This window comes from Citrobacter sp. wls615, assembly GCF_005281355.1.
In the GTDB taxonomy this organism is placed as follows: Bacteria; Pseudomonadota; Gammaproteobacteria; order Enterobacterales; family Enterobacteriaceae; genus Citrobacter; species Citrobacter werkmanii.
Map to the genome: position 1 here is coordinate 13,092 of NZ_SZXM01000071.1, position 11,000 is coordinate 24,091.

Sequence of the window (11,000 nt, forward strand, 5' to 3'; positions counted from 1 at the left end):
TCTTATCCTGGGTAAACTGATATTGGGGGCTTACGCCTGCCCATCATGTTTATGTTGCTGTTGTGCGTGTTCCTTTTTGAACTCCGCCAGCAACCTTGCTTGCTCTTCAGTCAGAGCCAGGTTTTCCAGAAGTTCAGGTCTTCTAAGCCAGGTCCGGCCCAGCGACTGTTTCAAACGCCAGCGACGTATCTCAGCGTGGTTCCCCGACAGTAATACTGCCGGTACTTCCATCTGCTCTAACACTTCAGGTCGGGTATAGTGTGGACAGTCCAGCAACCCGTCAGCAAACGAATCTTCGATTGCTGATGCTTCATGACCCAGAACCCCCGGAATAAACCGGGAAACGGAGTCGATCAGCGTCATTGCCGGTAACTCACCACCGCTGAGGACGTAATCGCCGATTGACCATTCTTCATCAATTTCGGTTTGAATCACGCGCTCATCGATACCTTCATAGCGACCACACACCAGAATCAGCTTTTGATTCGTGGCCAGTTCGCTGACGCCCGCTTGATCAAGCTTGCGTCCCTGAGGTGACAGATAAATCACCTTTGCGCCTTCACCAGCCGCAGCTTTTGCTGCATGAATGGCGTCCCGTAAGGGTTGCACCATCATTAACATCCCCGGTCCGCCGCCGTAAGGACGATCGTCCACGGTACGGTGCCGGTCATGAGTAAAGTCTCGAGGACTCCAGCTCTGGATGTTCAGCAGGCCATTTTTTACTGCCCGGCCAGTTACCCCGTAATCGGTAATTGCGCGGAACATTTCAGGAAACAGGCTAACGATACCTATAAACACAAGCCAATCCCCATAACGCCGACTTTTACCGTTTATCCGGTGGTTTAAAAACCAGGATCCCAATCTACTTCGATAGTACGAGTAGCGAGATCGACTTTCTTGATAACCTGCCCATCGAGGAACGGTACAAGACGTTCCTTGATACCAAACGCATCTTTCAGGTTTGCCTTGATGACGATGACGTCATTCGAACCGGTTTCCATCATATCGACGACTTTACCGAGATCGTAGCCTTCGGTGGTCACTACCTGGCAGCCCATAAGGTCTTTCCAGTAGTAGGAACCATCTTCCAGCGCTGGCAACTGCGAGGAATCCACGACAATTTCACAATTGGTCAGTAGATTCGCCGAATCACGATCGTCAACGCCTTTCAGCTTGATGATCAGATCCTGATTGTGGTGCTTCCAGCTTTCCAGCTGTACTTGCTGCCACTGACCCGCCTTCTGGATAAACCAGGGCTGATAGTCAAAAATGCTTTCGGCGTCTTCAGTGGAAGAAAACACTCTGAGCCAACCACGAATACCGTAAGAAGACCCCATTTTCCCCAAAACGATGGGTTCCACAGGAGCCTGCGCGGCGAGTTGCTTGCTCATCATGACCACCGTGACAGATTAAGCTGCTTTGTTTGCTGCTTTGATCAGCGTAGCTACGCGATCAGAAATAGTCGCGCCCTGGCCAACCCAGTGAGCGATGCGATCCAGATCCAGGCGAGTGCCTTCTTCTTTTTCGCTAGCGATTGGGTTAAAGAAGCCAACGCGCTCGATGAAGCGACCGTTGCGTGCATTACGGCTGTCGGTAACAACAACCTGGTAGAACGGACGCTTTTTAGCGCCGTGACGAGCTAAACGAATAGTAACCATAACATCCTCTTGTGTGAATAAAACACCGGGCCCCATCGAGGGAAGGGACCCGGTGTCATATTAAAAGCCCGAAAATTTTACTGATTTCTGGGAAAAAAGCAATCAACATGTGATGAAGCTTGATTCCAGGGCGTGACCGTTGCAGCCAGTTTGGCGTCGGCGTGCGCGCAGAAAGCGGAGCGTACACGCAGTACGTGAGCATTTACTCGCTCCGCTCGCCCTTCGGGCCGCCCTAAAGGGCGTTCAAAACACTATCGTGTTTTGTCGAGCACACTCCGGCGTCAAAATGGCAAATATAAGGTAGCCCGATATATTTATCTACCCGGGAAGCCTGGCGGCATCATCCCCTTCATACTCCGCATCATCTTCGCCATCCCGCCTTTCTTCATTTTCTTCATCATGCGCTGCATGTCGTCGAACTGTTTCAGAAGGCGGTTAACGTCCTGTACCTGCATGCCGCAACCGGTGGCAATGCGGCGTTTACGGGAACCTTTGATGATTTCCGGCTTAGCGCGTTCTTTCATCGTCATCGAGTTGATGATGGCTTCCATACGCACCAGTACTTTATCGTCCATCTGCGATTTCACATTGTCAGGGATCTGACCCATGCCCGGCAGTTTGCCCATCAGGCTTGCCATACCGCCCATGTTTTTCATCTGCTTGAGCTGCTCAAGGAAATCGTTGAGATCGAAGCCGTCGCCTTTTTTCAGCTTGCTGGCTAATTTTTCTGCCTGCGCACGGTCAACTTTGCTTTCAATATCTTCGATCAGCGACAGCACGTCGCCCATGCCGAGAATACGTGAAGCAATACGGTCTGGGTGGAACGGCTCCAGCGCTTCGGTTTTCTCGCCGACACCGAGGAATTTAATCGGCTTGCCGGTGATATGACGAATAGAGAGCGCCGCACCGCCCCGCGCATCACCATCAACTTTGGTCAGCACCACACCAGTTAACGGCAGCGCTTCGTTAAAGGCTTTTGCGGTATTCGCGGCATCCTGACCGGTCATCGCATCGACGACAAAAAGCGTTTCTACCGGTTTGATAGAAGCGTGGACCTGTTTGATTTCGTCCATCATCGCTTCGTCAACGTGCAGACGACCGGCGGTATCCACCAGCAGCACGTCGTAGAATTTGAGTTTGGCTTCTTTCAGCGCGGCGTTGACGATATCGACCGGTTTTTGACCGACATCCGACGGGAAGAAGTCTACACCGACCTGCTCGGCCAGCGTTTCCAGCTGTTTAATCGCCGCCGGGCGATAAACGTCCGCGGAGACCACCAGCACTTTCTTCTTGTGCTTCTCACGCAGGAATTTCCCCAGCTTACCAACGCTGGTCGTTTTACCCGCACCCTGCAAGCCCGCCATCAGTACGACGGCAGGCGGCTGAGCAGCCAGATTCAGGGTCTGGTTTTCTTCGCCCATTGCCGCAACCAGCTCGTTACGGACAATCTTGACGAACTCCTGACCCGGCGTCAGGCTTTTGTTAACTTCATGACCAACCGCTTTCTCTTTTACGCGATTGATAAACTCACGCACTACCGGCAGCGCTACATCAGCCTCCAGCAGCGCCATGCGCACTTCGCGCAGCGTCTCTTTAACGTTGTCTTCAGTAAGGCGTCCACGGCCACTGATATTGCGCAGCGTGCGCGACAAACGATCGGTTAAATTATCAAACATTGTCTCTCGCCTGGGGTGGAAACGGTCGGTCGCGACAGCGACACATCAACAGAAATTTGTCGCAGTATAACATGAAGCCGCCTTTGTTGTTATGCAACGGTTGGAGCAGCGGTCACGTAACGCTATACTGCTTTTCTTTATCACTGGCCAACTGTCGACACCTAATATGCCCGTTTTTGCTCTGCTCGCCCTTGTCGCCTACTCAGTCAGCCTCGCGCTGATTATTCCCGCCCTGCTGCAAAAAAACAGCGGCTGGCGGCGTATGGCTATTCTTTCTGCGGTCGTCGCGCTGGTAAGCCATGCTATCGCTCTGGAAGCGCGTATCCTGCCCGGCGGTGAAAGCGGACAAAACCTGAGCCTGTTGAACGTTGGCTCGCTGGTTAGCCTGATGATCTGCACGGTAATGACTATCGTCGCTTCCCGCAATCGTGGCTGGCTATTACTGCCCATTGTCTACGCCTTTGCCCTGATCAACCTCGCGTTCGCGACGTTTATGCCCAACGAGTTCATCACCCATCTCGAAGCGACACCGGGCATGATGATTCACATCGGGCTATCGCTGTTAGCTTACGCCACGCTGATTATTGCCGCGCTGTATGCGTTACAACTGGCGTGGATCGACTATCAATTGAAAAACAAAAAACTGGCGTTCAGTAATGAAATGCCGCCACTGATGAGCATTGAGCGGAAAATGTTTCATATCACCCAGATCGGCGTGGTTCTGCTGACGCTCACTCTGTGTACTGGCCTGTTTTACATGCATAACCTGTTCAGTACTGAGAATATTGATAAAGCCGTTCTTTCTATCGTGGCATGGTTTGTCTATATCGTTCTGTTGTGGGGGCATTACCATGAAGGCTGGCGCGGACGTCGCGTCGTATGGTTTAACGTCGCAGGCGCAGTCATTCTGACGCTGGCCTATTTCGGCAGCCGTATACTGCAGCAGTTCGTGAGTTAAATCTTTAAGGAACCCTACGTGGAACACATCTCCACCACCACGCTCATTGTCACGCTTCTCATCATGGTGGTCATTTCCGCCTATTTTTCCGGTTCTGAAACCGGAATGATGACTCTGAATCGCTATCGTCTGCGGCATCGGGCCAAGCAGGGTAATCGTCAGGCAAAACGCGTTGAAAAGTTACTTCGCAAACCGGATCGCCTGATAAGCCTGGTACTGATCGGTAATAACCTGGTGAATATTCTGGCCTCCGCGCTTGGCACTATTGTCGGTATGCGCCTGTATGGCGATGCCGGCGTCGCCATCGCTACCGGGGTGCTAACGTTTGTGGTGCTGGTTTTTGCCGAAGTACTGCCAAAGACCATTGCCGCGCTGTATCCAGAAAAAGTCGCCTACCCGAGCAGTTTTTTGCTGGCCCCCCTGCAAATCATCATGATGCCGCTAGTGTGGTTGCTTAATACCATCACCCGCCTGCTGATGCGCATGATGGGCATCAAAACGGATATCGTGGTGAGCGGTTCGCTGAGTAAAGATGAACTGCGAACGCTGGTCAATGAATCGCGCTCCCAAATCTCACGTCGTAATCAGGATATGTTGCTGTCCGTGCTGGATCTGGAAAAAGTCAGCGTCGATGACATCATGGTGCCGCGCAGTGAAATCATCGGCATTGATATTAACGACGACTGGAAATCAATCGTGCGCCAGCTTTCGCACTCCCCTCACGGTCGCATCGTGCTGTACCGCGACTCACTCGACGATGCCATCAGTATGCTGCGCGTACGCGAAGCCTGGCGATTAATGGCGGAGAAAAAAGAGTTCACCAAAGAGACCATGTTACGCGCGGCCGACGAAATTTATTACGTCCCGGAAGGTACGCCCCTCAGCACCCAGCTCATTAAATTTCAGCGCAATAAGAAGAAAGTGGGTCTGGTGGTCAATGAATATGGCGATATTCAGGGGCTGGTCACGGTCGAAGATATTCTGGAAGAGATTGTCGGCGATTTCACCACGTCAATGTCACCGACGCTTGCTGAAGAGGTGACGCCGCAGAATGATGGCTCAGTGATCATTGACGGCAGCGCCAACGTTCGTGAAATCAATAAGGCGTTTAACTGGCACCTGCCGGAGGATGACGCACGTACCGTGAACGGTATTATTCTTGAAGCGCTGGAAGAGATCCCGGTAGCTGGCACACGAGTGCGTATTGGGCAGTACGATATCGATATTCTCGACGTGCAGGACAATATGATTAAACAGGTACAGGTGTTGCCGGTTACACCACTGCGCGAAAGCGTAGCGGACCAGTGAGCATAGTCCGGGCCGGGTAGCGCATCAGCATTACCCGGCCCAGGGCTGATTAGCCTTTGGCTTTCGCCACGGAGACCATCGCCGCACGGATGGTACGTCCGTTCAGGGTATAGCCTTTCTGCATTACCATCAGCACATTACCAGCGGCAACGTCGTCAGACTCTACCATTGCAATGGCCTGATGCACGTTCGGGTCCATCGGCACATCGATATCCGCAACCACCTGCACACCAAACTTCGCCACCACATCCAGCATTGACTTACGCGTCAGCTCAATACCTTCAATCATTGGTGCCATCGCATCATTGTCTTTGTCCGCCACTTCCAGCGCACGATCCAGACTGTCCAGCACCGGCAGCAGCTCGTTGACGAATTTTTCCAGCGCAAATTTATGCGCTTTTTCTACATCCAGTTCGGTACGACGACGCAGGTTTTCCATTTCCGCTTTGATACGCAACACGCTGTCGCGCTCGCGAGTTTCGGCTTCAGCAAGCTGAGCTTCCAGATTCGCAATCTTTTCATCGCGCGGATCCACCTGCTCAGCAGAAGCGTCTGGTTCAACCGCCTCAACTTCTTCGTGCTGATCCATGATAATTTCTTCCGGGGCTTGCCCCTCAGGCGTTTTCTGTTCTTTACTACTCATGAATTTCTCCGCGTTTTTTTCGCATTCATCTCGCTAACCTGGATTATTATGGGGATAAGATTCAGGGTTTCAAGGGAAGTACTCACATTGTCACTAATCTTCGTTACAAGGACCTCGAGAAAATGAACAATCATTTCAAGTGTATTGGCATTGTGGGGCATCCACGTCACCCCACTGCACTGACAACACATGAAATGCTCTACCGCTGGCTGTGCGCCAAAGGTTATGAGGTTATCGTGGAGCAACAAATCGCGCACGAGCTACAGCTGAAAAATGTGAAAACCGGTACGCTCGCGGAGATTGGCCAGCAGGCAGACCTCGCCGTAGTCGTCGGCGGCGACGGCAATATGCTGGGCGCTGCGCGCACCCTGGCACGTTATGACATCAAGGTTATCGGAATTAACCGCGGTAACCTCGGTTTCCTCACCGACCTTGATCCAGACAATGCCCACCAACAGTTAGCTGACGTACTGGAAGGCCACTACATCAGCGAAAAACGCTTTTTACTCGAAGCCCAGGTATGCCAACAGGATTGCCAAAAGCGCATCAGCACCGCGATCAACGAAGTGGTGCTGCATCCAGGCAAAGTGGCGCATATGATTGAGTTCGAAGTGTATATCGATGAAATCTTTGCCTTCTCTCAGCGTTCCGACGGACTAATTATCTCTACGCCTACCGGCTCTACCGCCTACTCGCTCTCTGCCGGAGGCCCAATTCTGACGCCTTCCCTGGATGCCATTACGCTGGTGCCGATGTTCCCGCATACGCTTTCTGCGCGCCCGCTGGTGATCAACAGTAGCAGCACAATTCGCCTGCGCTTTTCTCATCGCCGTAGCGATCTGGAGATCAGCTGCGACAGCCAAATCGCCCTGCCGATACAGGAAGGTGAAGACGTATTGATCCGCCGCTGTGATTATCATCTGAACCTGATACATCCAAAAGATTACAGCTATTTCAATACATTAAGTACCAAGCTGGGCTGGTCAAAAAAATTATTCTAATTTAACGCCAACCTCTTTACTGTATAAAAAACCAGTTTATACTGTATGTAATTACAGTTATGGTTTTTCATACAGGAAAACAGCTATGTTGGCACAACTGACCATCAGCAATTTTGCTATCGTTCGTGAACTTGAGATCGATTTCCAGAACGGCATGACCGTCATCACCGGTGAGACAGGTGCGGGTAAGTCCATTGCCATTGATGCTCTCGGTTTGTGCCTGGGCGGGCGCGCAGAAGCCGACATGGTGCGCGCAGGCGCTGCGCGAGCCGACCTCTGTGCCCGTTTCGCCTTAAAAGACACCCCAGCAGCCCTGCGCTGGCTGGAAGAGAACCAGCTTGAAGATGGCCGTGAGTGCTTGCTGCGTCGCGTTATCAGCAGCGACGGCCGCTCCCGTGGCTTTATTAACGGTACCGCCGTTCCGCTGTCACAGCTTCGTGAGCTGGGCCAGTTGCTGATTCAAATCCACGGCCAGCACGCACACCAGCTTCTGACAAAATCCGAACACCAAAAATTCCTGCTTGATGGTTACGCCAATGAAGCGTCCCTGGCCCAGGAAATGACCGCGCGCTATCAGCTATGGCACCAAAGCTGCCGCGATCTGGCGCATCATCAGCAACAAAGCCAGGAGCGCGCAGCACGGGCGGAACTGTTGCAATATCAGCTAAAAGAATTGAACGAATTCAACCCACAGCCGGGCGAGTTTGAGCAAATTGATGAAGAGTACAAGCGTCTGGCTAACAGCGGGCAATTGCTCACCACCAGCCAGCAGGCGCTGGCTATCCTCGCGGATGGCGAAGACATCAATCTGCAGAGCCAGCTGTACACCGCAAAGCACCTGGTCACCGAACTGGCAGGCATGGACGGCAAACTTTCCGGTATCCTCGATATGCTGGAAGAGGCAACCATTCAGCTCAGCGAAGCCAGCGATGAACTGCGCCACTATTGCGATCGTCTGGATTTAGACCCTAACCGTTTGTTCGAACTTGAGCAGCGTATTTCAAAGCAAATCTCGTTGGCACGTAAGCATCACGTCTCTCCGGAAGCGCTACCGCAGTTCTATCAGTCTTTATTAGATGAACAGCAGCAACTTGACGATCAGGCCGACTCGCTCGAAACCTTAACCCTGGCGGTGAACAATCACCATCAGCAGGCGCTGGAAACAGCAAAAAGGTTGCACCAACAGCGCCAGCATTACGCCCAGGAACTGGGGCAACTCATTACCGAGAGTATGCATACCCTTTCGATGCCGCATGGTCTCTTTTGCATTGATGTAAAATTTGAGGAGCATCATCTGAGCGCAGACGGTGCCGACCGCGTGGAGTTTAAAGTTACCACTAACCCGGGTCAGCCGTTACAACCGATCGCGAAAGTTGCTTCCGGCGGCGAGCTGTCGCGCATCGCTCTGGCTATTCAGGTTATTACCGCACGTAAAATGGAAACCCCGGCGCTGATTTTCGATGAGGTTGATGTCGGCATCAGCGGCCCGACGGCAGCGGTCGTGGGCAAAATGCTGCGTCAGTTGGGAGAATCAACCCAGGTAATGTGCGTAACGCACCTGCCGCAGGTTGCTGGTTGTGGTCATCAACATTTCTATGTCAGCAAAGAAACTGACGGCGCAATGACGGAAACACACATGCAGCCGCTTGATAAACGCGCACGTCTGCAGGAGTTAGCCCGCTTACTTGGCGGAAGCGAAGTCACACGCAATACCCTCGCAAACGCAAAAGAACTGCTGGCAGCATAAACTTTTTTCCCTTGTGAAGGTCTGAGTTCAACATAAAATCGCCGACCGACCCGACAGCAAAAGGTTTTAAAGTGGTGAAAGGTCTATTATCATCGGCATATTACATATGAGCCGCGTACTGCTCGGGCCCGAAAAGGAATCAAATCACTATGCGCTGTAAAACGCTGACTGCTGCTGCAGCAGTACTACTGATGTTGACTGCAGGCTGTTCCACTCTGGAGCGAGTGGTTTACCGCCCTGACATCAACCAGGGAAATTATCTGACACCGACCGATGTCGCCAAAGTGCGTACAGGCATGACGCAACAGCAGGTTGCTTATGCTCTGGGTACCCCGATGATGTCCGATCCTTTTGGCACTAACACCTGGTTCTATGTGTTCCGTCAGCAACCTGGACACGAAGGCGTAACTCAGCAAACGCTGACGCTGACCTTTAACAGCAGCGGCGTATTGACCAACATTGATAACAAACCTGCCCTGACCGACAACAAGTAGGTTTGAGAGATCAAAAAAAGGTGCTCAATGAGCACCTTTTTTATTGTCTGTTATTTTTTAGCGGATTTCTCTGCTCGCTGCCTGCGCAGCTCTTTGGGATCGGCAATCAACGGCCGATAAATTTCCACCCGATCGCCGTCATGCAGAACATCAGCAAGCTTTACCGGACGGCTGTAGATGCCCACTTTATTTTTGCTGAGATCGATATCATTACGTAATTCCAGCAACCCGGAAGCGCGGATAGCCTCTTCCACCGTAGCGCCCTGCGGCAGCGTTACGCGCTGTAAATACTGTTTTTCAGGTAGCGCGTATGCCACTTCAACGACAATTTTAGCCGACGCTGACACTGTAAACCTCTTTCGCGCGAACGGTGAAAGCCTGCACCATATTCGAAGCCAGCTCTTTAAAGATGCGGCCAAACGCCAGCTCGATGAGTTTATTCGTGAACTCAAAATCGAGATGAAACTCAATGCGGCACGCGTCCTGGCTTAACGGCGTAAATTTCCAGCCGCCAATCAGTTTTTTAAACGGTCCATCGACCAGATGCATCAGTATGCTCTGATTACTGGTCAGTTGGTTACGCGTGGTGAACGTTTTGCTAATCCCTGCTTTAGAGACGTCCACAGCGGCCGTCATTTGTCCCGGAGTCGACTCCAGTACGCGGCTACCGGTACACCCCGGTAAAAACTGGGGATAGGATTTAACATCATTCACTAACTGATACATCTGCTCCGCACTGTAAGGTACTAAAGCGGTCCGGCTAATCTGAGGCATAACAATTTCCATCAATATCAATCACACAAATAATACCATTTATCACTCGCTAAAAAAAACGCTATAGCCCAACTCGTGCTAAGATAGCGCCTTGCGCCCCGCTGGATGAAATGGGGTGTATTTCGATTCCAGATTACCTATACTGAGCGGCATTATGACGAAGAAAAAAGCACACAAACCTGGCTCAGCCACAATCGCGCTTAACAAACGCGCACGACACGAATACTTTATCGAAGAAGAGTTCGAAGCAGGACTCGCTCTGCAGGGCTGGGAAGTCAAATCCTTGCGCGCAGGTAAAGCCAACATCGGCGATAGCTACGTTATACTCAAAGACGGCGAAGCGTTCCTGTTTGGCGCCAACTTCACACCGATGGCCGTTGCTTCAACACACGTGGTATGCGATCCCACCCGTACCCGTAAACTACTGTTAAACCAGCGCGAACTCGACTCTTTGTATGGTCGCATGAATCGGGATGGTTATACCGTGGTAGCACTTTCGCTGTACTGGAAGAACGCCTGGTGTAAAGTGAAAATCGGCGTCGCAAAAGGTAAGAAACAACACGACAAGCGCTCCGATGTGAAAGAACGTGAATGGCAGGTGGATAAAGCACGTATTATGAAAAATGCCGGGCGATAACCTTCTTTTCTCTGTGGCCAGTCTATCACCATGATGACTGGCCTTTATTTTTTAGTTATTGAAAGCCGCATTATACATTCACAGTAATTATATATCCCATTGCT

The 11,000-nt window shown here is 51.7% G+C and carries 13 protein-coding genes; 6 read left to right on the plus strand and 7 right to left on the minus strand.

What is annotated here, in order from left to right; translation table 11 throughout:
- Window positions 1–30: 30 nt before the first annotated feature.
- The 4 genes from trmD to ffh all read right to left on the minus strand — a co-directional run bounded on the left by trmD (window position 31) and on the right by ffh (window position 3,334).
- Window positions 31–798, minus strand: coding sequence for a tRNA (guanosine(37)-N1)-methyltransferase TrmD (trmD, locus tag FDX04_RS19520; protein ID WP_003031232.1), 768 nt, complete (start codon window positions 796–798; stop codon window positions 31–33).
- A 44-nt stretch (window positions 799–842) separates the two neighbouring features.
- Entirely contained in the window at window positions 843–1,391 is a 549-nt protein-coding gene (gene rimM / locus FDX04_RS19525; protein WP_003031230.1) for a ribosome maturation factor RimM, read from the minus strand.
- 18 nt (window positions 1,392–1,409) lie between these two features.
- Window positions 1,410–1,658, minus strand: a complete 249-nt coding sequence (gene rpsP, locus FDX04_RS19530) for a 30S ribosomal protein S16 (RefSeq protein ID WP_003031228.1) — start codon at window positions 1,656–1,658, stop codon at window positions 1,410–1,412.
- A 314-nt stretch (window positions 1,659–1,972) separates the two neighbouring features.
- Window positions 1,973–3,334, minus strand: a complete 1,362-nt coding sequence (gene ffh / locus FDX04_RS19535) for a signal recognition particle protein (protein ID WP_006687321.1) — start codon at window positions 3,332–3,334, stop codon at window positions 1,973–1,975.
- Window positions 3,335–3,500: 166 nt separating this feature from the next.
- Here ffh and FDX04_RS19540 point away from each other — a divergent pair, with 166 nt between their 5' ends.
- Both FDX04_RS19540 and FDX04_RS19545 read left to right on the plus strand, forming a co-directional pair.
- Complete coding sequence (locus tag FDX04_RS19540; RefSeq protein ID WP_137361379.1) at window positions 3,501–4,292, plus strand: inner membrane protein YpjD; 792 nt, start codon at window positions 3,501–3,503, stop codon at window positions 4,290–4,292.
- 18 nt (window positions 4,293–4,310) lie between these two features.
- On the plus strand, window positions 4,311–5,600 hold the full coding sequence (locus FDX04_RS19545; RefSeq protein WP_137349537.1) for an HlyC/CorC family transporter: 1,290 nt from the start codon (window positions 4,311–4,313) through the stop codon (window positions 5,598–5,600).
- Between the two features lie 49 nt (window positions 5,601–5,649).
- On the opposite strand, the gene grpE is transcribed toward FDX04_RS19545, so the two are convergent.
- Complete coding sequence (gene grpE, locus FDX04_RS19550) at window positions 5,650–6,243, minus strand: nucleotide exchange factor GrpE (protein WP_038642760.1); 594 nt, start codon at window positions 6,241–6,243, stop codon at window positions 5,650–5,652.
- Window positions 6,244–6,365: 122 nt separating this feature from the next.
- Here grpE and nadK point away from each other — a divergent pair, with 122 nt between their 5' ends.
- From nadK to bamE, 3 genes are all read left to right on the plus strand, one after another.
- Complete coding sequence (nadK, locus tag FDX04_RS19555) at window positions 6,366–7,244, plus strand: NAD(+) kinase (RefSeq protein ID WP_042313284.1); 879 nt, start codon at window positions 6,366–6,368, stop codon at window positions 7,242–7,244.
- Between the two features lie 85 nt (window positions 7,245–7,329).
- Window positions 7,330–8,991 carry a DNA repair protein RecN gene (gene recN, locus FDX04_RS19560; protein WP_137361380.1) on the plus strand — a complete coding sequence of 554 codons (1,662 nt, stop codon included), beginning with the start codon at window positions 7,330–7,332 and terminating at the stop codon, window positions 8,989–8,991.
- A gap of 149 nt (window positions 8,992–9,140) precedes the next feature.
- On the plus strand, window positions 9,141–9,485 hold the full coding sequence (gene bamE / locus FDX04_RS19565; RefSeq protein WP_003826401.1) for an outer membrane protein assembly factor BamE: 345 nt from the start codon (window positions 9,141–9,143) through the stop codon (window positions 9,483–9,485).
- Window positions 9,486–9,535: 50 nt separating this feature from the next.
- Here the strand turns inward: bamE and FDX04_RS19570 are convergent, their stop codons facing one another.
- Entirely contained in the window at window positions 9,536–9,832 is a 297-nt protein-coding gene (locus tag FDX04_RS19570) for an RnfH family protein (protein ID WP_137371363.1), read from the minus strand.
- Window positions 9,816–10,259 carry a type II toxin-antitoxin system toxin RatA gene (gene ratA, locus FDX04_RS19575; RefSeq protein ID WP_038642770.1) on the minus strand — a complete coding sequence of 148 codons (444 nt, stop codon included), beginning with the start codon at window positions 10,257–10,259 and terminating at the stop codon, window positions 9,816–9,818. The genes FDX04_RS19570 and ratA overlap by 17 nt, the downstream gene beginning before the upstream one ends.
- Before the next feature lie 154 nt (window positions 10,260–10,413).
- Between ratA and smpB the strand changes: the two genes are divergently transcribed.
- Entirely contained in the window at window positions 10,414–10,896 is a 483-nt protein-coding gene (gene smpB / locus FDX04_RS19580; RefSeq protein WP_043017973.1) for an SsrA-binding protein SmpB, read from the plus strand.
- Window positions 10,897–11,000 lie beyond the last annotated feature (104 nt).